Below are 20,934 nucleotides of genomic sequence, written 5' to 3'. Positions count from 1 at the left end.
CCCCTCAGCCTCCGCAGATCACCGTCAGGGCAACCCAGGACGGCTCAACCATGGTGGTCTCAACCAAATGACCCTCGTCTCGCAAACCCGGAACAACCATCTCCTCGGGTTCGCCGCGATCGAGCTGAACGTCGAGACGCTCTCCGGTCTGCATCGATTCAAGAGCCAGCCGACAACGGATGAAATTCACCGGACAGGGGGTGCCCCTCAGGTCCAGGGAACGGGCAGCCATCACTTTTGGCCGAACAAGCGAGCAAAAAGACCGCTGTTGTGGTGATGGTGCTGTTTGCCACGGGCAGAGTGGTGGCCGGCGAGTTGCTCCAGGAGTCGTCTCTCCGCATCGGAGAGGCGACCAGGCAGCTGAACCGTAACTGTGACTTTCTGATCCCCTCGGGCAACAGGATTTCCGAGCTTGGGAATTCCCTTGTTGGGCATGGTGAGCACGGCCCCAGGCTGGGTGCCGGATGGAAGCTCAAGTTCCGAGGATCCATCGACCGTATCGACTTCGATCGAATCGCCCAGGATGGCCTGGAGGTAGCTCACCTTCACTTCAGAGAGGACATTGAGGCCATCGCGCTGCAACCGTGGGTGGGGTTTGACGGTGAGAAACACGTAGAGATCGCCGGAGGGACCACCCCTTGGACCAGCATTTCCTTCACCGGAGACCCTTAGACGAGTGCCTGTATCAACGCCGGCAGGAATGTTGATGCGCAGTTTCTTGCGCACCTGGTGGACACCCTGACCACCGCAAGCACCACAGGGATCGGCAATCACCTGACCCGTGCCATTGCAGTTCGGACATTCGGCTACCTGGGTGAAACTGCCGAAGGGGGTGCGGGTGGCGCGGCGGACCTGTCCAGCTCCGCCACACGTCCCACAGGTGGTGGGTCCGCTGCCTGGCTTGGCACCGCTGCCGCCACAGGTTTCACAGGTCTCCAGATGGGGAATCTTGATTTCCTGCTCTTCGCCGAAGACGGCCTGCTCAAAACTGATGGTGAGGTCATAGCGAAGATCGTCCCCCTGCTGGGGACCACGCCGGCGTGGACGACCACCGCCAGCAGCACCTCCGAAACCGCTGAAGAAGGTTTCAAAGAGATCAGCGAATCCCCCCATGTCACCCATGTCCGGGCCGCCGGCGGCACCGCCGATACCGGCCTCTCCGAACTGGTCGTAACGCGCCCTGGTCTGGGGATCGTTGAGCACTTCGTAAGCACGACCTATTTCCTTGAAACGGTCCTCAGCGCCAGGTTCCTTATTGATATCCGGGTGGTACTGACGAGCCAGGCGCCGATAAGCCCGCTTCAGAGTGTCGGCATCAGCATCGCGGGAAACGCCTAGAAGGTCGTAGTAATCAGCCATCAACCCTCCTGAGCCTGAGGCTGATCAGCATCCACCGAATCGGATCCATCGGTTGACGGCCCAGGACCCATCGACACTTTCACCATGGCGTGACGCAGCACCTTGCCGTTGAGGTGATAACCCCGCTGCAGCTCTTCAATCACCACATCTTCGCGATGGTCGTGACTCTCTTCCCGCAAAACAGCTTCATGCAGGGTGGGATCGAAGTCCTGACCGACCACCTCCATACGAGCAACCCCTTGTTGCTTCAGAACCTCCACCAGTTGTTTGTACAGACCCTGATAGCTGCGATGCAGGGCCTGAGCCTCTTCACCCTCAGGATTCAGCTGCTGGCGAGCCCTTTCAAAATTGTCGACAACCGGCAGGATTTCACTGAGCGTTGAGCAAACCAGCTGCTGGCGCAGGTCATCCTGATCCCGGCTCTGTCGCTTGCGGAAATTGTCGAAATCAGCAGCAATGCGCATGTACTGGGACTGCAGGGTCTCGTGTTCCTGGGTCAGTTTCTGCAGCTCCTGCTCAAGCTGCTGCAGCCGCTGACTCGGATCCGCAGCCGTGGCATCACTGACGCTCGAGGCATCACTGATGGCCTCGTTGTTCGTCGCCTCAGCCTCTGGAGCTGTCGCAGCCTCGTTCTGTTCCACGCTCTGCTCCTGCTCAGGGGTGGGGGCTTCGCCACTCATGCTGACCGGTCAGGGTTTGGTGCCTAGACATGTTGAAGGGCAACGCTCTCCTCACACAAGCTGCGGAAGCCCGCACCTTTCCTTCAAGTCCTTCAACGACACAAGGTGACCCTATCCAGGCCGATTCCAGACGCACTTGATGCAGCCCAGCAGCGCCTGGAACTGGAACTGCTGCTTCGTCGTCATGTTCTCTCGCCCGATGAACTGAGCAGTGGTCTGCCCCTGCTCAAGAGCATGGAGAGCAGCATGGACAGCGACGCCTGGAAAGCATTCCCGGCAATGCCCGTGAGCCTGGATGAGAACCATTTGGCTGTGGCCGTTCCAAGTCACTGGGACCAGCAGCACTCAGACGAACTGGTGGCACGCCTCTCCCAGCTCAATCGGGAAATTTTGCTGCAGCCAGCTTTGCTGAGCGATCTGGAAGCAGCATGGACAAAATCCATGCCTGCATCAGAGAGCGAATCCGAGGCGGTGGACGTGCACAGTGCCGAAACGGCCGAGAGCCATGAACCCCGCAACGAAGATGTTGAGGAAACGGCCACTTCCTACCTGGAGGGTTTCAGCGCCGAAGGCGTTCTTAAGGAAGACCCGGAAGAACAGGCACAAATCGCAAGCAGCACGGTCGATCTCGAGGAGAGCCTGAAGGATGCCGAAGCATCACCTGTGGTGACCCTGGTGGATCGAATCCTGCTGCAGGCGATGTCGGTCAGCGCCAGTGACATCCATGTAGAACCTCAGCAGAAAGGTCTGCGACTGCGCTACAGGCAGGACGGGGTGCTGCAGCAATACATCGAACCGCTGCCCAGCCGTCTGATTCCTGCGGTCACCTCACGCTTCAAAATCCTGGCTGACCTCGACATTGCCGAGCGTCGACAGGCCCAGGACGGTCGCATCCGACGGCGATATCGCGAACGGGTGATTGATTTCAGGGTCAATACCCTGCCCAGCCGCTTCGGTGAAAAAGTCTGCCTGCGTCTGCTCGACAGCAGCGCCACGCAACTAGGACTGGACAAACTGATCAGCAATCCCGACACCTTGTCGACCGTTCGGGATCTTGGGGCGAAGCCATTTGGAATGATCCTCGTGACAGGCCCGACAGGCTCAGGAAAATCAACAACCCTTTATTCCCTGCTCGCTGAACGAAACGACCCCGGCATCAACATCTCCACGGTGGAGGATCCAATTGAGTACACCCTGCCGGGCATCACGCAATGCCAGGTGAACCGCGAGAAGGGCTTCGACTTCGCGACGGCATTGCGGGCCTTTATGAGACAGGACCCGGATGTGTTGCTGGTAGGGGAAACCAGGGATCTGGAAACAGCGAAAACGGCGATCGAGGCGGCTCTCACCGGCCACCTGGTCCTCAGCACCCTCCATGCCAATGACGCTCCCAGCACAATCGCCCGTCTCGACGAGATGGGTGTGGAGCCATTCATGGTCTCCGCCGCGCTGATTGGAATTGTGTCCCAACGGTTGATGCGAAGGGTCTGCACAGCCTGCCGGGTGCCCTATCACCCTGACGAACAGGAACTCGGACGCTTCGGACTGATGGCGAGCGGCGAGGCAAAGGTGACCTTCTACAAAGCCCACCATCACGCCGGTAACGAGAAAGTCTGCCCGAGATGCCAGGGAAGTGGTTACAAGGGTCGCGTCGGGGTCTACGAAGTGCTTCGCATGAACGAAGAGATCGCCACCGTGGTCTCAAAAGGAGCAACCACCGACACGATTCGCCAGCTCGCCCTCGAGTCCGGAATGGTGACCCTGTTGGGCTACAGCCTTCAGCTGGTTCGCGAGGGCCACACCACCCTTGAAGAGGTTGGCCGGATGATCCTCACGGATTCCGGGCTGGAATCCGAGCGCAGAGCCCGGGCGCTCAGCACAATGACCTGTAAAGGGTGTGGTGCCGGTCTCCAGGAGTCCTGGCTGGAATGCCCGTACTGCCTGACTGAACGCCTGTGAGGAGACCGTGATGGAGTTGATGATCGAAGATCTGATGCAGCAGCTCGTCGAAGGCGGCGGCAGCGATCTGCACATCGCTTCGGGACAACCTCCCTACGGACGCTTCAGCGGAGAACTGCGTCCGATGCTGGAGGATCCGCTCACGGAAGAGGCCTGCAATCGGCTGATCTTCTCCATGCTCAACAACGGTCAGCGCAAAACCCTGGAACAGACCTGGGAGCTGGACTGCGCCTATGGGCTCAAAGGGGTCGCCCGTTTCCGCGTGAACGTCTACCGGCAAAAGGGCAGCTATGCCGCTTGCCTGAGAGCTCTCGGCAGCAATATTCCGAGCGCCGAACTCTTGAACCTTCCCCCTGTGGTGATGGAGACGAGCAAGCGACCACGCGGCCTCGTACTGGTTACAGGACCGACAGGCTCAGGGAAAACGACGACCCTGGCGGCACTGCTGGATCACATCAATCACACCCGAAGCGAACACATCCTGACCATCGAGGATCCAATCGAATTCGTCTACAAGAGCGACAAGAGCCTTGTGCATCAGCGACAGCTGAATGAAGACACCCGCAGTTTTGCGAATGCCCTGCGGGCCGCCTTGCGCGAAGACCCAGACGTAATTCTGGTGGGAGAAATGAGAGACCTCGAGACGATTCAACTGGCGATCAGCGCTGCCGAAACAGGCCACCTTGTCTTCGGAACGTTGCACACCAGTTCCGCAGCTCAAACGGTTGACCGCATGGTGGATGTGTTTCCTCCTGCCCAGCAAACCCAGATCCGCGTCCAGCTCTCGGGAAGCCTTGTGGCCGTCTTCTCTCAGACACTCTGCCGACGTCACAATCCCAAACCGGGACAGTTCGGCCGGGTGATGGCCCAGGAAATCCTGATCAACACCGCAGCAACAGCAAACCTGATCCGAGAAGGCAAAACGGCTCAGATCTATTCCCAGATCCAAACCGGTGGAGAACTCGGCATGCAGACTCTGGAGAAAGCGTTGGCCAATCTTGTAACAGCTGGCGACATCACTCGATCCGAAGGTCTCGCCAAAGCGAGCAAGCCCGGCGAACTGGAACGATTGATCAGTGATGAATGAACCGCTGACGAGTTGAAAGATGGCCTCCTTCGTCGCCACTTACAACAGTTCCACTGGCCAGCCTCGCAACCTCACACTGAAGGCTGCAGACCTGGTGGAAGCAAAGCGCTTACTGCGCCGCAGGGGCATTAAAGCCACTGAATTGAAGGCCGCCGACACCGGAAAAAAAAATACCAATCAAAACGGCAAGGACGAACAACAATCCCTGCTGTCATTCGATCTTGGACGAGCTTTTGAGAAACCGCCTGGGGTCAAAGAGAAAGCTGTTTTTGCCAGCAAGCTTGCAGCCCTAGTGGACGCCGGAGTGCCGATTGTTCGCAGCCTGGATCTTATGACAACACAACAGAAACTACCAATGTTCAAACGAGCACTCACCAAAGTGAGCCTGGATGTGAACGAAGGCGTCTCTCTTGGGGCTGCTATTCGCCAATGGCCAAAGGTCTTTGATCAGCTCAGTGTTGCCATGGTGGAGGCAGGTGAGGCCGGTGGAGTTCTTGATGAATCTCTCAAGCGCCTTGCAAAATTATTGGAAGACAATGCAAAATTACAAAATCAAATCAAAGGGGCACTGGGATATCCCGTTGCCGTACTTGTCATTGCAATCCTGGTATTTTTAGGGATGACGATCTTTTTGATCCCAACATTTGCTGGAATTTTTGAGGATCTTGGGGCAGAGCTTCCAGCATTTACCCAACTACTTGTCGATCTGAGCAAATTACTTCGATCGACAACGGCTCTTTACATTGTGGGAACACTATTAATTATGATATGGCTGTTCGGTCGCTATTACGGCACATACAAAGGTCGACGCACTATTGATCGCCTTGTCCTCAAATTACCTCTGTTCGGCAATCTGATCATGATGACGGCGACAGCTCAATTCTGCCGGATCTTCAGCTCACTGACTAGAGCTGGTGTTCCGATACTGATGTCTTTGGAAATTTCCAGTCAGACAGCTGGAAACACCATTATTTCTGATGCAATCATCGCGTCACGGACCATGGTGCAGGAGGGAGTATTGCTGAGCACAGCACTGATTCGCCAGAAAGTTCTCCCTGATATGGCACTCAATATGTTGGCGATCGGCGAAGAAACAGGAGAAATGGACAAGATGTTGAGCAAGGTTGCCGACTTCTATGAAGACGAGGTGAGCGCGATGGTGAAGGCGCTCACGTCCATGCTTGAACCCGCCATGATTGTTGTGGTCGGAGGAATTGTGGGTTCAATTCTTCTGGCGATGTATCTGCCGATGTTCACCGTGTTTGATCAGATCCAGTAAGTGCTGCAGCCACCGCCTGACCCGCCAACCAACCGCCACTCCAACAGGCCTGAAAATTGAATCCACCGGTCACCCCGTCCACATCCAGCAGTTCACCGGCCAGATAAAGACCGGGACAGCGACGGCTCTCCATCGTGGCCAAGTTGACGTCCCCCAAGTCGACACCGCCGGCGGTGACGAACTCCTCCCCAAAGGGCCCGCGTCCTGTGATCGACAAACTCTGGGCGCAGAGCAGCTCTACCAATTGACGCTCGGCCTTGATCGGCAGATCGGCCCAACGGCGCTCAGCCTCCACAGCGGCCAGGGTCAGGAAGGCCTGCCAGAGCCGCCTTGGCAGATGCTCAAAAGGCTTGGCTGCTGAAAGCGTTCGTCGGGCCTGCTCCTGCCGCCATTGCTGCAACCGCTCGGTCACTCCCGAGCGTCCCAGCCCAGCACTCCAATCCAGCTTCAGCTCACCCCTGTAACGGCTCTCATGAAGCGCCCTGGCAGCAAAGGCTGAGAGACGCAGCGTGGCAGGACCGCTGAGACCGCGATGGGTGATCAACACCCGCCCGGTCTGGCGGAAACGCTGGTTGCCAAGTTTCAGATCGAGGCCCACATCGTCGATGGCGATGCCACTGCAAGCGTTCAGTACCGGCGCCTGCAGGGTGAGGCTGAACAGCGATGGCACCGGAGGCACCACCTGGTGGCCCAGGGCCTCAGCCAGTTTTCGGCCGCTGGGATGTCCCCCCGTGGCCAGCATCAAGCTGCGTGCATGCACAGGCTCCAGGCCGCGGCCCTCGAGCACAAAGCCACCCTCGGGGTGAACGCGCACGTGCTGGACCATCGCCTTGGTAAGCAGCTGAACACCCGTGGCCCGGGCAGCGTTCTGCAGGCACTGGATCACCGCCTCGGAGCGGTTCTGCTGCGGAAACATCCGCCCATCAGGCTCCTCCACCAGCGTGAGCCCGTGGTCTTCAAACCAGGCGATCGCGTCCCCGCAGGCGAAACGACTGAACGGACCCCGCAGTGGTCGACTGCCACGGGGGTAATGGGTGGCCAGTTCACGGGGGTCCCAGCAGGCATGGGTCACATTGCAGCGACCACCCCCACTGATGCGCACTTTCTGCAAGGGCTCAGGTGTTCCTTCAAGCAACAGCACCTGCTGAATTCCCTGCTCAGCGGCAGTGATCGCTGCCATATATCCAGCGGGACCACCGCCAACGACAATCAGATCAAGCAGGCTGGAAGCGGAGGGCAACTCCGTTGTTGCAGTAACGCTTTCCCGTCGGTCGCGGTCCGTCATTAAACACGTGGCCCTGATGACCACCGCAGCGCCGGCAGTGATATTCCGTGCGCGGAATAATCAGTTTGAAATCTACTTTCGTTGCCACGGCCTGGGGCAGGAACTGCCAGAAACTGGGCCAACCGGTTCCGCTATCGAACTTGGCTTCTGAGGAAAACAGGGGGAGGTCACAGCCAGCGCAGTGGTAGGTCCCCGAACGCTTCTCGCTGTTCAGCGGACTGGTGAATGGGCGCTCCGTGCCCTCCTCACGCAGCACCCGATAGGCATCGGCAGACAACCGCTTGCGCCAATCCTCCTGACTGAGATCCCAGGCAGGATCAGCAGCTTTGGATGCCGCCAAGGCTGGCTTGAGTCGCCAGAAGGGACCGGTCAAAGCAGCGAAGAGCAGCGAGCGTCTGGTTAGAGCAGCAGCGATCTGAGTCATCGATGCAGAAGAAAGGTCAGCCAGATGGTTCTAAACGAGCTGAAAAACGACTGACAGGCAGCATGGGGCGATGAACTCCGTTGAGCCCCATCAATTAATGGGCGCCTATCGCTTCAGCGTGGCGCCGATGCTCGACTGCACCGATCGACATTTCCGCGTGCTGATGCGCCAAATCAGCCAACGTGCGCTCCTGTATTCCGAGATGGTGGTCGCCCAGGCACTCCATCACAGCGATCGCAAGCAACGACTTCTGGATTTTGATCCGATCGAACATCCAATCGCTCTGCAGATCGGAGGTGACGATCCCGCCCTTCTGGCTGAGGCCGCACGGCTGGCGACGGACTGGGGTTATGACGAGATCAACTTGAACATCGGTTGCCCAAGCCAGAAAGTTCAAGCTGGAAATTTTGGGGCCTGTCTGATGGCGGAGCCTGATCTTGTAGCCCGCTGCGTTGAAGCGATGTGCGCAGCCACTGACCGTCCGGTAACGGTGAAACACAGGATTGGCATTGATGATCTCGATAGTGATGCCCTGCTGACGGCCTTTGTGGATCGGGTTGCCTCAGCAGGAGCAAGCCGTTTTGCCATTCACGCGCGGAAAGCCTGGCTCGAAGGGCTCGATCCGAAACAGAACCGAACGATTCCACCTCTGCAGCATGAACGCGTGACAGCGCTGAAGGAACGTCGTCCTCACCTGCTGATCGAACTCAACGGCGGTCTGGAATCACCAGAGGACTGTCTGAAAGCGTTGCAACATTGCGACGGAGCCATGGTGGGCCGCGCTGCATACGCCCATCCACTGCGATGGCAGTGCATCGACGCCAATGTCTTTGACGATTTACCGAAGACGGTCAAGGCATCCGATGTGGTGCAGGGACTTCTGCCTCACGCGGAAGCGCATCTCAAACGCGGCGGTCGGCTATGGGATCTCTGCCGCCATCTCGTTCAACTGGTGGAAGGTGTCCCAGGAGCGCGCCACTGGCGTCGTGAAATCGGCTTAAACGCCCAACGTCGGGACGCAGGGATCGGCGTTCTTGAATCAGCAGGCCAACAACTCAGGGATGCCGGCCTCTAACCATCAATCAGCCCTCTGCGCCGCCATATCCGGAGTAGTCATCTCCTCCCCCGGTGGAAGAACCACGGCGACGCCGACTGCGTCCGTCGTCATAGCCCCCGCCTTCTCCGCTGCTGCTGTCGCGGTTATCGCGAGCTCCATAACTCCGATCCTCCCAACCACGGGCTCCTGAGCGTCGCTCACCATCCTGGCCACCACCGCCGCCGCCGTATCCGCCACCGCCACCACCGCCATATCCACCACCACCACCGCCATATCCACCGCCGCCGCCGCGGTAGCCACCGCCACCGCCACCGCCACCGCCGCCATATCCACCACCACCACCGCCATATCCACCACCACCGCCGCCACGACGGGGAGCACTCCCACGCGGTTCTGCCTTGTTGATCCGCAATGGACGACCCATCAATTCAGCGCCCTGTAGAGCCTCAATTGCAGCTTCTTCGGCGGCCTCATCGGACATCTCAACAAACGCAAAGCCACGTTTGCGGCCTGTGTCCCGCTCCAGGGGGAGGGCACAGTTCACAACTTCACCGAACTGGGCAAATAGCTCGATCACATCCTCCTGCTCAGCGCGGAAGGGGAGATTGCCGACGAAAATGCTCACTTTTAAGTGGACTGAGTACGAAAAAAAGGACCGGAGGGACCTGGATTATCACCATGGGTCCTGGACTTCGAAGGAGAAGCACGTACCTCTGGTCATTTCAGCGTAGACCCGTTTTCGCAACCGGGTCATCCCGGTCGATCATTCGATGCCGAGATCGAGTCGATCCGACCAGGCGATCAGCTGTTCATCCACCCGCTCGAAAGCGGTGCCCCCTTCGCTGCGACGAGCGGCAACAACAGCACGAGCGGCCAGGGCGTCATGCAAATCCCCCTCAAAGGCCGGGTGAAGTCGCTTCCACTCCTCGAGGCTGAGATCCCTGAGCAGGCATGAGCGTTCCAGGCAATGGCGCACCACGGAACCCACCAACTGGTATGCCTCACGAAACGGCACCCCTTTGGCCACGAGGTAATCAGCCACATCGGTGGCGTTGGAGAAATCCTGTTCCACCGCCTGTTCCAGCCGCTCAGGACGAAACGTCAACCCCTCTTCAAACAAAATCGCCATCGCTTCAACGCAGTCCCGAGTCGTGCGCACGGCATCGAACAACGCTTCCTTGTCTTCCTGAAAATCCTTGTTGTAGGCCAAAGGAAGACCCTTGATCATGGTGAGCAGGCTCTGAAGGTGTCCGAACACCCGACCGCACTTTCCACGAACGAGTTCCGGCACATCCGGATTTTTTTTCTGGGGCATCAAGCTGCTCCCTGTGGCGCAACGGTCGCTCAGCCCCACAAACCCGAACTCCTCTGACGCCCAGACAATCACTTCCTCAGCCAGCCGACTGAGATGGGCCATGACGAGAGACGCTGCAGCTGTGAACTCAACACAGAAATCGCGATCGCTCACCGCATCCAGGCTGTTCGCATAAGGAGCAGCAAAGCCAAGCTCATTGGCTGTCTGGCGTCGGTCAATCGGAACTGACGTGCCCGCCAAGGCGGCAGCACCAAGAGGGCAAATGTTCACCCGTTTGCGGACATCTCCAAGACGATCGCGATCCCGCTGAAGCATTTCGATGTAGGCCAGCAGATGGTGAGCAAGACAGAGCGGCTGTGCCCGCTGCAGGTGTGTGTAACCGGGAATCAACGTGCTGCGATGGCGATCCGCCTGCCGCCACAACGCCGTCTGCAATCGGCCCAGACCAGGATCGAGTTCATCAAGACGACGACGAAGCCAGAGTCGGAGATCGGTCCCGACCTGATCATTACGACTGCGACCGGTATGGAGCTTTTTGCCGATTGGTCCCAGTAAGGCGATTAAACGGCGTTCGACGGCGAAATGAACATCCTCATCCGCCAGTCCCGGCTGAAAAACGCCGCTGGCCGCTTCAGCACGGATCGTCTCTAAGCCCCCGACAATCTGATCCGCCTCGTCAGTTGTGATCACTCCGCAACCCGCAAGCATTCGGGCATGGGCGATCGAACCATCTAAATCTTCCTGGAGAAGCGCAAGATCAAACCCGATCGACGCGTTGAAGCGCTCAATAAAAGGATGAAGTCCCTGCTCAAACCGATCGCTCCAGGTTCCATCCGAGCCACCCGTAACCCCGCCAGCCATGACCCACAAGCCTGTGCCAACAGCTTGTCAGGGCGAGGAGCGCAGACTCACACTCGGCAACGTGACCGCCTCCGGCACCTTGAGCACCACCATCGAGGCATCGTCCTCGAGCTGACGATCAGAACCGACGAAGCGATCCAGCCGTTCAAACAAGGTGTCAAGGATCCCCTGGGATCCTTGACCACTGCGACAAGCACTCTCCAACGCTCGGATCAACCGCGCCTCATCGAATCGATCACCCGTGATTCCCGGTGCTTCGGTGACGCCATCTGTGTAATAGAGCAGGACATCTCCCGGCTCCAGGCGAACCTCCCCACTGCTGTAATCCGCTTCCGGCTGCAATCCGATCAGGAGCCCCGCGGCATCCAGACGACTGATATTGCGCCGCTCGGCGCGCCAGAGCAGCGGTGGATTGTGAGCAGCATTGGCGTAACGGAGCAAGCGGGTACGCGGATCGAAATCTGAATAAAACAACGTCACGAAGCGATGCGACTGAGCCAGGTCCTCCTGGGCCAGCTGGTTCAGATCGTGCAGGATGCGATCCGGTGGAAGACCGCTGAGCACTTCAGCGCGCAGCATTCCCCGCAGCATGGTCATCAGCAATCCAGCTGGAATTCCCTTACCCATCACATCCCCCATCACCAGGGCCCAGCGACCTCTCTCGCGACGACGACCCATCAATTCCGGTCGGGTTGGAATGAAGTCGTAGTAATCGCCTCCGACTTGAAACGCGGGCCTGCAACGAGCCGCAAGTTCAACACCTTCGATCACAGGACAGCGATCCGGCAAAAGCTGGGCCTGAATTTCCGCACCGATGCTCAGCTGTCGATCAACCCGTTCGTGGCGACGGGCTTCCTGCAGCATTTGATCATTTTCGATCGCGACACCAGCCAGATCAGCGACAAGCTGGGCATGGCGGCGATGCACATCGGTCCAGACGAGTTCCCCTGCGAGATCAAAAACATACAGACGTCCTCGCGGACGTCCGCGAGACACGACGGAGGTGGCAAACATGCCAGCCCGTGGAAACAGACGCTGGACCAATCGATCCATGTCGAACAGCTGGCTTTCCTCGGTTCCGAAGCCGGCAGCATGGCCGGGCTCGAAACCAGCGAGTCGGCGCAGCAGCTCCTGGCAATCGTCAGCTGGAACGGCCTGCAGCTGATCGCGCCAAAGCCTGCCGTCGGCCTGAAACGGCACCAACAGGGCTCCATCCACTGTGAGCAGCCGAGATGCCACCACTGGAACGAGTTCCAGAAAGCGGTGCAGATTGGTGAAGCTCCGCAGAGCAAAGCCCAGAGACACCAGAAGGTCTTGATTTCGCCGCTGTTCCCCGCTGAGACTGTCGAAGAGCTGGCGCAATGACGCCATCGCCTGCGGCGTTGGATTGGCGCTTCGCAGAGGCGTGGAAGGATGTCGACGGGGTGGCTTGCTGCTCAAGGCCTGGCCACCGGGGGAGTCGCAAGGTAGCAACGGCTTGGCGTCGGTGCTTTAGCGCCCCGCCAAGAGAGCTTCGACAAATTCAAAGCTGTTGAAGGGGCGCAGGTCGCGAATGCCCTCGCCAGCACCGATGAACCGGATGGGTAATCCAGCTTCCGACGACACAGCCAAGGCAACTCCTCCGCGAGCTGTGCCGTCCAGCTTGGTGATCACAACACCCGTGAGCCCAGCAGCTTTGGCAAAGGCCATGGCCTGCCTCAATCCGTTCTGTCCCTGACTGGCATCCAGCACCAGAAGGGATTCGACCTTCGACTCCGGAGCCAGCCTGTCGATGATCTTGCGGACTTTCTGAAGCTCTTCCATCAGGTTGTGCTTCGTCTGCAGGCGGCCTGCCGTATCGACCAGAAGCAGATCGGCCTGCCGCGAACGTGCCGCTCCGATCGCATCAAAAACAACCGCAGCCGGATCCGCGTTGTCACTGGGATTGGAAACCACTGTCACGTCACTGCGGTCACCCCAGACCTGCAATTGCTGCACTGCAGCGGCTCTGAAGGTGTCCGCTGCGGCAATGAGAGCCGAGTAGCCGCTGCGAACGGCCAGGTTGGCAATCTTCCCGAGGGTGGTTGTTTTACCGACACCGTTAACACCAACCATCAACCAGATGTTGAGACGACCGCGTTCGGGTGCCAGCAGATCCACGCCACTGCTGCGGATCGGTTCCTCCAGAAGGCCCCGAAGCTGTTCCTTGAGAAAGCGAATACCTTCGGCAGGTTCGACAACCTCCTGATTCATCCGCTGACGCAGGGCATCAAGCACCTGATCGGTGGCCTGGACTCCGGCATCAGCACGCAGCAACAGGGTTTCCAGATCATCGAGAACCTCAGGCGTGAGCGGGTCATCGCCAAGGTTTTCCAACAATCCGGTCACGAAGCCCTGTCGGGTCTTCTCGAGGCCGCGCCGGAGCCGACTCAGCCAATCAATCTCCTCAAGCGACACCTGATCGGCAAGGCGTCCCTGCGCTGCGAGAACCTCTGCCGACCAGGTGAAATCCTCGTCGAAAGCACCAAGGGTCGGTTCATTCGACTCGGCAACCGATGAGCTCGAGGCCGGAGCCTCTGTTGGACTCGGCGATGACTGAGAAGGCAATTCAGCAGCACGCGCCTCCTGTTCCTGCTGACGCAGCTGACGCTGGGCCGCGGCCTGCTCGAGAAAGGACAACGCCGGTGCAACTAACTCGGCAACCGCTTCGGAGGGCACGTCATCAACCGTCGACGTCGTTGCCGCTGGCGTTGGTGTGGGCGTTGAATCCAGAGTGGGCTCAGGGCTCGGTGTGGGCTCCGGAGTCGGTTCAGGACTTGGCTCTGGACTTGGTTCCGGGGAAGGCTGCTGAGCAGGGACGGACTCTGATGCTTGCTGCTGAGCCTTGAGACGGGCATAGGCCTCTCGGGCCCAGACCAGCGCTTCATCCTCTGGAGATGACGTTGGATTCGTCGGCGGCGCTGTAACCGTGTCCAGCGACGAATCAGGGGAAAATCCAGGGTCCTGTTGCGGGGAGGACCCTGTTGGATTCTCCGTTTTGATCTGTGGTGAAGGCGTGGGCTGCGGTTCCCCTGGTTGATCCGCACCTCGCTGGAACCAGTCGAAAACCATCAGGCCGGAGTGGTCGCTGCAGCGTCGTGGAAACGCCTCAAAACACCGTTGATCATGCGACGTCCCTGTTCATCGCTGTAGCGATTGGCAAGTTCCACAGCTTCATTGAATGCAACCGGTGCTGGTGTGGAGAGATCGATCAAATCCACAACAGCCAGCCGCAGAATGTCGCGATCGATTCTCGGTAACCGGGAGAGACGCCATCCCTCCATAACCGAGTCGAGACGTGAATCGATGCTGGACCGCTGTTCCAAAACCAATTGAACGCGCTTCAGGGCGGAACGCCGAATCTGGTCTTGATCGCCGAGTAGGAGCAAACGGGGCAACTCCATTGAGGCTGACAGTCCATTAAGGACTTGCTCCGAGGCGCTCAGCGATGCACGCAGATGGGACCGGGCCGAATCGAGGGTTGATCCACCGCCCTCCTGAAGTTCACTGTCCAGAAGAGCTTGCTGCGCTTGCTCAAGCTCAGCGGCACTGCCATCAAGAGATTCCCGCCAGTGCTGCATCAGGCTGTCGAGTGCTTTCTGAAGCAGGTTCTCCATCGCTGGATGACGATCAGCCGACTTGCTCTGATCAGATACCTGGCCAAGAAGCAACAAGGCCAGCTCACGAGACAACGATCTGGACTGCATCGGATCAGGTTGTTGGAGAGACGGAGGAACGCAGCTGGGCGATCAGGCTTGAAAAACTGCGATTCACCGGTGCTTCCCGTTCATCGGGATTGACGATGCCGGCTGAAATGATCGTTCGGAAGGCTTCCTCAACGGAAATATCGAGTTCTCGAACGGACTGTTCCGGAACCAGCGTGTACCAACCGGTGGTGGGGTTCGGTGCGGTTGGAATGAAGACGCTGAGAAGAGGATCGTTGAGATCGGATTGCAGAGATGGACCCACCTGACCGGTGACGAACCCGACGCTGAACAGCCCCTCTCTCGGGTATTCCACAAGCACCACCCGCCTGAAACGACTGGTGTTGTCGCGCAGAACGGTCTCCAACAACTGCTTAAGGGTTTTGTAGACCGAACCAGCGAGAGGAATCCGACTCAACGTGCCTTCGCCGAACTCAAGCAACCAACGTCCGACAATGTTGCGAGCCATCAACCCGATCAGAAGGATCCCCATCAGTGGAACCGTCAGTCCCAGCGCCAGGTTGATCAGATCCTGAAGCAGAGGATTGAGAGTGATGAATGGGTTGAACTGCTTGGGTATCGACGTGAGAAACGCCAACACAAAACGACTGACGATGGTCGACAGCCAGATCGTGGTTGCCAGTGGGATCACCACCAGCAAGCCTGCGATCAGATCATTCTTGAGATCCTGCTGAAGCCTCGCTGTCAGCGGCAGATCAGGTCTGGGAGTGGACTGGACCAAGGAGCTTCTGAGCCCTGAGTCGGAAGGTTGGAACCAACCTAACCAGCGCCCGGCGCCAATCGATCAGAGAACCGCGCATAGCGCCAGCAGAACGAAGGCAATCGCCAGCACCACGGCACTCCCGGTTCCACCAATCAGCCTTTGACTGGCCGCCCGACTCTGCTGCGTCTCCAGTGATTTGAGCTGTTCATCCATCTGAGCGATCTGCATATCGATCATTTGTTCAGCTGCCCGCTTTTTGTCCTCAGCTGTGGCATCAGCTGCGAGCTGACCTGCCTGGGCGAGTTGTTCCCCAACCGCCGCAACCTGCTTGTCGTCCTTACGGATGGTTCGAGCTTCTTCAAGTGCCTTGCGGCCCTGGTCGATCCGCTGTGCAGCAGGACCGTCGGATCCATCAGAAGAAAGGGACAGGGGAACAGCTGTCAACATCCCGATCGCCAAAACGGCAGACAGCACACAGACAACCCAGCGCAGGGGTGTCAGGCGCTGCTCCGGAAGATCCAACCGGGAGCCGATCAACGCGATCAGGAGACCCATGAAACCCATTGGCGCAATCGCCACCAGCGGTCCGATCACCTGCGGGCGCCTGGTTTCGTCGCTCCAGTCAACCCCCGTGAGCACGGCAGCCATCTGAAGCAGAAGAACCACCACCATGGTGAGGCCGAGCCAGCGGAGCACGGGAGCGAAACGTCCGTTTGCAGTGCGTCCCATATCGGTTGCGGTCACGTGAAGATGCCAAAAAAGCGCTCAACTTTAAGGTCGATGGCCGACGTTGATCCAAGCTCCTCCAAGAACCTGAGCGCCGCCCTGAAAGCACGCGCTCGTGAGGAGGGTTTTGCGCCGGTTGGAATCGCAAACCTGCCGGGGAGCAGGCGACTGCAGATGCGCACCGAAGCCTTGCAACGCTGGTTGAACCAAGGCCATGCAGCGGACATGGCCTGGATGGCTGCCCCGCGACGACAGAACGCCGCACAGCTTCTGGATGGAGCCAGAAGCGTGCTGGCCGTTGGACTCAACTATTACGTCGATCAGCAAATACAGCCCGGATATCTCAAGATCGCTCGCTACGCCTGGGGTCGCGATTACCACCGTGTGGTCGACCAACGGTTACGACGGGTTGGGCGCTGGCTCTCAGAGCAATGCCCGGACATCCGATGGCGGGTCTGCGTTGACTCCGCCCCGCTGCTCGACAAGGCCTGGGCGGAAGAGGCAGGACTGGGTTGGATTGGAAAGCACAGCAATCTGATCAACAGCGCTCAAGGCTCATGGATGGTTCTGGGACATCTGCTGATCACGGAGCGACTGCAGGCGGATGAACCATCGCGCAGTCTCTGCGGACGCTGCACAGCGTGCATGGAAGCCTGCCCCACAGACGCGATCCGGGAACCGTTTGTGGTGGATGCCACCCGCTGCCTGGCGTACCACACGATCGAAAATCGCAACCCTCAGCTGCCCCCGGCGATCGAGGATTCCCTCGGAGCCTGGGTCGCTGGCTGCGACATCTGCCAGGACGTCTGTCCCTGGAATCACCGCGACCTGCCGCAGACAAGGGAAGCCGATCTGCAACCGAGGCCCTGGCTGCTTCAGCTGACCCGACAGCAAGCTCTCAGCTGGGATGACGCCACCTGGGATCAGCGACTGCGAAGTTCAGCATTGCGACGGATCAAGCCCTGGATGTGGCGGAGAAATGCAAGAGCGGCACAGATGGATTAGCCCCCTACTCTTTGAGCAATGTCTGGCACCCATGGCTCAACGCCGAAACCGTCAATCAGCCTTCGGAGGACTAGCTGCAGCGCTTCTCGGTGTTGGCTTGATCGGTTGGAGCCTGCCGGCTGAAGCTCTGGTTCCCTACGTCTACCTGCCATCAGAAGAGGAGCTGAAAGGGTCATCTCTCGGCATCGGACGCACCGCAGCGCAACTGCTGCAACTCGGCCAGCCACGGGAAGCCGCACAACTCGCAGCCCTCGCTGTGCGCCTTCACCCCGACGACGAACGTCTCTGGTCGGTGCTGGCGGAAGCCCAACTTCGCAGTGAACAGCTGGATGCTGCCAGCGTGTCGCTCGCAAAAGCGAAAAGCCTCAACCCCGACAAAGCAGGACTTTGGTTTGCTGAAGCTGCGATTGCTTTGCGTTCCGATCGTCCGGACGAGGCGATCAGCCTGTTGAACCGAGGCTTGCAGCTCGATTCCAACAATTCCGCTGCCTATTTCGATCTCGGCAACGCCCGGATCATGCAGGAGGAACTGAAGATGGCCTTGCAGGCTTTTGAAAAGGCCACAGCACTCAAACCGGATTTCTGGGAAGCCCTGAATAACCAAGCCCTTGTGCTTTATCAGTTGGGCAATCGCGAGGAGGCGATTCGACGCTGGCGGAAGGTGCTCAGCATCGAAGACAATCCCGAACCGATGCTGGCTCTGGCTGCTGCCCTTTATCGGCAAGACCGCAATCGAGACGAGGCCCTCCGCCTGGCGAAGACCTCCTTGGCGAAGGAACCGAATTATGTGCTGGCTCCCCATCAGGAGGAACAGCTTTGGGGTACAAAGATCCGTGCCGCTGCTGCTCAGCTGATGGCGGATGAAGAATTGGCGGACACCGTCGAACGGGCGAGAGCCAATGCGACATGGAAAAAACGCTCCTGACCATCTGTAGGCTGAGCGCCTTCCGCACTCGATTCAGCGGACGCAATGGCTGAGGAGCGCGTCCAACCGATCGCCCTGCATCAGGAGATGCAGCGCTCCTACCTCGAGTACGCCATGAGCGTGATCGTGGGTCGGGCACTTCCTGATGCTCGCGATGGGTTGAAACCTGTTCAACGCAGGATCCTGTTTGCGATGCAGGAGCTCGGACTCACCCCGGATCGCCCCTACCGCAAGTGCGCCCGTGTCGTCGGGGATGTTCTGGGCAAATACCATCCCCATGGCGACCAGGCTGTTTATGACGCTCTGGTGCGCCTGGTTCAGACCTTCTCCAGCCGTCACCCTCTGCTGGATGGACACGGCAACTTCGGCTCGGTCGACGACGATCCACCGGCTGCCATGCGGTACACCGAAACGCGACTGGCTCCGATCGCCCACCAGGCCCTCCTGGACGAAATCGGCGACGACACGGTCGATTTCGCTCCGAACTTCGATGGTTCCCAGCAGGAACCCACGGTGCTTCCGGCGCAACTCCCCTTTCTGCTGCTCAACGGTTGTTCAGGAATCGCCGTCGGCATGGCCACGAGCATCCCTCCCCACAACCTTGGAGAGGTGGTCGATGGCCTGATCGCCCTGATCCGCAAGCCCGCCATCAGTGACGAACGGCTGCTGGAGTTGATCCCTGGACCGGATTTTCCGACAGGAGGCGAAGTCCTGCTGAGCAGTGGCCTGCGTGACACCTACCTGCGAGGCCGCGGCAGCATTCCGATGCGGGGTGTGGCGCACATCGAAGAAGTGCAACCCGGCAAGGGCCGCCATAAGCGCAACGCCGTGGTGATCACCGAACTGCCCTATCAATTGAGCAAAGCCGGTTGGATCGAAAAACTGGCCGAGCTCGTGAACGACGGAAAAATCGGCGGCATTGCTGATATCCGAGACGAAAGCGACCGCGAAGGAATGCGCGTCGTGGTGGAGCTCCGCAGAGACGGAAACCCGGAAAAAGTTCTCGCAGATCTGCAACGACGCACGGCCCTGCAGAGCAACTTCGGAGCCATCCTCCTCGCCCTCGTCAATGGCCAGCCACAGCAGCTTTCCCTGCGTCAGCTGCTCCAAACGTTTCTCGACTATCGAGAACTGACCCTGATTCGACGCACCAGCCACGCGCTGCGTAAGACGGAGGATCGCCTCGAGGTGGTTGCAGGCCTGATCACCGCCTTGAACAACCTGCAACAGGTGATCAGCATGATTCAGGAAGCGGCAGATGCCGCTTCCGCCAGAGCCAGCCTGATGGTGCGTCTCGATCTCTCGGAACGTCAGGCAGACGCGGTACTGGCCATGCCGTTGCGTCGGCTCACGGGATTGGAGCAGGAGAGCCTCCGCAAGGAACTTGAGGATCTGCGTCAGGAACGGGAGCGTCTGAAATTGCTTCTGGAGAACAGAGATCAGCTTCTGAACGCTCTGGTGGACGAGCTGAAAGAACTGAAAAAACGCTTCGCCACACCACGCCGCACACGGCTTGTGGAAGGGGGTGATGAATTGATGGCCGAGCGGGCCGCCAGCCAACGACCCAATACGGAACTGCTGAGACAACAGGCCCTCGCTGCGTTACCGGGAGATGCTCGTCTGCTGATTCAGGCCGACGGTCAGGTGAAGGTGATCTCTCCCCAGGTGCTCGGACGGCTTCACATCAACGAGGCGAGTCCACTTGGTGATGAACCCTCACCGGCGCGTCTAATCCTGCCGATCGAACCCCCTCCGAGGTTGCTGGCAATCAGCGCTGGAGGCCGAGTGGCAACGGTGCGTTGGGAATTTGCTGGTCAACAACCGGGCGTACTCGAGCGTTTCCTCCCCACAGGTCTTGAAGGGGATCCAGTGATCGCAATCGAACCCCTCCCTCAGGGAGATTGTTCTGATCTCAGCCTCGGATTGCTGAGCATCGATGGACGATTCAAACGGCTTCCCTTGAGCGAGGTCCTGGATCTATCTGGACGGGCAACGAGTGTGGTGAAGCTCAAGGACGGCATCAGTCTTCGCGCTGCCGTGATCTGCCGAACCGGTTCGGATCTGGCACTGGTGAGTGACATCGGTCGAATCATCAAACTTCCCGTTCAGGAAGACTGTTTACCTCTCATGGGGCGTCTGGCTCAGGGACCCATGACGATGCGACTGTTCCCGGGAGAACGGATCGCAGGCGCCATCAGCCTGATGGCAACCAACACAATCCTTGTGGCAACCGCTCAGGGGCGGATCACTCGCATCGATGCATCCCAGCTGCGTCTCTGCCAGCGGGGGGATCTGGGGGAGATTGCGGTGCATCTTGAACACGACAACGACAGGATCCAGGCGCTCTGCAGCGGTGACGATCTCGTCGGACTGATCACCAGTCGCAAACGACATGGGCGATTGGATGCCCGAGACTTTGCATGCGGCAAACCTGGTGAAGCCAGTTTCGAACAGTTGGATCTCAGTTCCGATGAAACTCTCCTGGAACTGATTCCCCTGATCCAGGACAAGTCTCGGAGCTAACGA

General features: G+C 58.9%; 19 protein-coding genes. 7 read left to right on the top strand and 12 right to left on the bottom strand.

The window, feature by feature from the left end; all coding sequences use genetic code 11:
- Positions 1 to 4: 4 nt before the first annotated feature.
- From SYN9616_RS0111720 to grpE, 3 genes are read right to left on the bottom strand one after another with little or no spacing between them, the layout of a single operon-like run.
- Positions 5 to 232, bottom strand: coding sequence for a sulfurtransferase TusA family protein (locus SYN9616_RS0111720; RefSeq protein ID WP_028953255.1), 228 nt, complete (start codon positions 230 to 232; stop codon positions 5 to 7).
- Positions 232 to 1,359 carry a molecular chaperone DnaJ gene (gene dnaJ / locus SYN9616_RS0111715; RefSeq protein WP_028953254.1) on the bottom strand — a complete coding sequence of 376 codons (1,128 nt, stop codon included), beginning with the start codon at positions 1,357 to 1,359 and terminating at the stop codon, positions 232 to 234. The genes SYN9616_RS0111720 and dnaJ overlap by 1 nt, the downstream gene beginning before the upstream one ends.
- The gene (gene grpE, locus SYN9616_RS0111710; RefSeq protein WP_028953253.1) at positions 1,359 to 2,039 is read right to left on the bottom strand and encodes a nucleotide exchange factor GrpE; all 681 of its coding nucleotides are present in this window, start codon (positions 2,037 to 2,039) and stop codon (positions 1,359 to 1,361) included. Before grpE ends, dnaJ begins: the two co-directional genes overlap by 1 nt.
- Before the next feature lie 105 nt (positions 2,040 to 2,144).
- On the opposite strand from grpE, the gene SYN9616_RS0111705 reads away from it, so the two are divergent.
- From SYN9616_RS0111705 to SYN9616_RS0111695, 3 genes are read left to right on the top strand one after another with little or no spacing between them, the layout of a single operon-like run.
- Entirely contained in the window at positions 2,145 to 3,998 is a 1,854-nt protein-coding gene (locus SYN9616_RS0111705; protein WP_028953252.1) for a GspE/PulE family protein, read from the top strand.
- A 10-nt stretch (positions 3,999 to 4,008) separates the two neighbouring features.
- On the top strand, positions 4,009 to 5,085 hold the full coding sequence (locus tag SYN9616_RS0111700; protein WP_028953251.1) for a type IV pilus twitching motility protein PilT: 1,077 nt from the start codon (positions 4,009 to 4,011) through the stop codon (positions 5,083 to 5,085).
- A 19-nt stretch (positions 5,086 to 5,104) separates the two neighbouring features.
- Positions 5,105 to 6,364: a type II secretion system F family protein gene (locus SYN9616_RS0111695; RefSeq protein ID WP_028953250.1), complete on the top strand. Its 1,260-nt coding sequence runs from the start codon at positions 5,105 to 5,107 to the stop codon at positions 6,362 to 6,364.
- Here SYN9616_RS0111695 and SYN9616_RS0111690 read toward each other — a convergent pair.
- Together SYN9616_RS0111690 and msrB are read right to left on the bottom strand one after the other, a co-directional pair.
- Complete coding sequence (locus tag SYN9616_RS0111690) at positions 6,339 to 7,544, bottom strand: NAD(P)/FAD-dependent oxidoreductase (RefSeq protein ID WP_232200741.1); 1,206 nt, start codon at positions 7,542 to 7,544, stop codon at positions 6,339 to 6,341. The genes SYN9616_RS0111695 and SYN9616_RS0111690 overlap by 26 nt on opposite strands.
- Before the next feature lie 34 nt (positions 7,545 to 7,578).
- Positions 7,579 to 8,073 (bottom strand): peptide-methionine (R)-S-oxide reductase MsrB, encoded by a 495-nt coding sequence (gene msrB, locus SYN9616_RS0111685; RefSeq protein WP_028953248.1) that lies wholly within the window; start codon positions 8,071 to 8,073, stop codon positions 7,579 to 7,581.
- Between the two features lie 70 nt (positions 8,074 to 8,143).
- Here msrB and dusA point away from each other — a divergent pair, with 70 nt between their 5' ends.
- Positions 8,144 to 9,148, top strand: a complete 1,005-nt coding sequence (gene dusA / locus SYN9616_RS0111680) for a tRNA dihydrouridine(20/20a) synthase DusA (RefSeq protein WP_028953247.1) — start codon at positions 8,144 to 8,146, stop codon at positions 9,146 to 9,148.
- 7 nt (positions 9,149 to 9,155) lie between these two features.
- On the opposite strand, the gene SYN9616_RS0111675 is transcribed toward dusA, so the two are convergent.
- The 7 genes from SYN9616_RS0111675 to SYN9616_RS0111645 form a co-directional block, all read right to left on the bottom strand.
- Positions 9,156 to 9,755: an RNA-binding protein gene (locus tag SYN9616_RS0111675; RefSeq protein WP_028953246.1), complete on the bottom strand. Its 600-nt coding sequence runs from the start codon at positions 9,753 to 9,755 to the stop codon at positions 9,156 to 9,158.
- Between the two features lie 138 nt (positions 9,756 to 9,893).
- A complete protein-coding gene (gene argH, locus SYN9616_RS0111670) occupies positions 9,894 to 11,306 on the bottom strand; it encodes an argininosuccinate lyase (protein ID WP_028953245.1) in 1,413 nt (470 codons plus the stop codon).
- A 27-nt stretch (positions 11,307 to 11,333) separates the two neighbouring features.
- Positions 11,334 to 12,746: a PP2C family protein-serine/threonine phosphatase gene (locus SYN9616_RS0111665; RefSeq protein WP_028953244.1), complete on the bottom strand. Its 1,413-nt coding sequence runs from the start codon at positions 12,744 to 12,746 to the stop codon at positions 11,334 to 11,336.
- Between the two features lie 51 nt (positions 12,747 to 12,797).
- Positions 12,798 to 14,396: a signal recognition particle-docking protein FtsY gene (gene ftsY / locus SYN9616_RS0111660; protein WP_028953243.1), complete on the bottom strand. Its 1,599-nt coding sequence runs from the start codon at positions 14,394 to 14,396 to the stop codon at positions 12,798 to 12,800.
- Positions 14,396 to 15,031, bottom strand: a complete 636-nt coding sequence (nusB, locus tag SYN9616_RS0111655) for a transcription antitermination factor NusB (protein WP_028953242.1) — start codon at positions 15,029 to 15,031, stop codon at positions 14,396 to 14,398. Before nusB ends, ftsY begins: the two co-directional genes overlap by 1 nt.
- Before the next feature lie 4 nt (positions 15,032 to 15,035).
- Positions 15,036 to 15,770 (bottom strand): DUF502 domain-containing protein, encoded by a 735-nt coding sequence (locus SYN9616_RS0111650; protein WP_028953241.1) that lies wholly within the window; start codon positions 15,768 to 15,770, stop codon positions 15,036 to 15,038.
- A 63-nt stretch (positions 15,771 to 15,833) separates the two neighbouring features.
- Entirely contained in the window at positions 15,834 to 16,481 is a 648-nt protein-coding gene (locus SYN9616_RS0111645; protein ID WP_028953240.1) for an HpsJ family protein, read from the bottom strand.
- A gap of 51 nt (positions 16,482 to 16,532) precedes the next feature.
- On the opposite strand from SYN9616_RS0111645, the gene queG reads away from it, so the two are divergent.
- The 3 genes from queG to SYN9616_RS0111630 are packed head-to-tail and all read left to right on the top strand — an operon-like array spanning position 16,533 to position 20,931.
- Positions 16,533 to 17,483 carry a tRNA epoxyqueuosine(34) reductase QueG gene (queG, locus tag SYN9616_RS0111640; RefSeq protein ID WP_028953239.1) on the top strand — a complete coding sequence of 317 codons (951 nt, stop codon included), beginning with the start codon at positions 16,533 to 16,535 and terminating at the stop codon, positions 17,481 to 17,483.
- Between the two features lie 31 nt (positions 17,484 to 17,514).
- Positions 17,515 to 18,408, top strand: a complete 894-nt coding sequence (locus SYN9616_RS0111635; protein WP_028953238.1) for a tetratricopeptide repeat protein — start codon at positions 17,515 to 17,517, stop codon at positions 18,406 to 18,408.
- A gap of 45 nt (positions 18,409 to 18,453) precedes the next feature.
- Positions 18,454 to 20,931 carry a DNA topoisomerase (ATP-hydrolyzing) subunit A gene (locus tag SYN9616_RS0111630; protein ID WP_028953237.1) on the top strand — a complete coding sequence of 826 codons (2,478 nt, stop codon included), beginning with the start codon at positions 18,454 to 18,456 and terminating at the stop codon, positions 20,929 to 20,931.
- Positions 20,932 to 20,934: the final 3 nt, after the last annotated feature.

Origin of the sequence: Synechococcus sp. CC9616 (assembly GCF_000515235.1) — a bacterium.
GTDB lineage: Bacteria > Cyanobacteriota > Cyanobacteriia > PCC-6307 > Cyanobiaceae > Parasynechococcus.
Note: the sequence above shows the minus strand (reverse complement) of the source record. Positions and strands in the feature narration are given on the sequence as shown.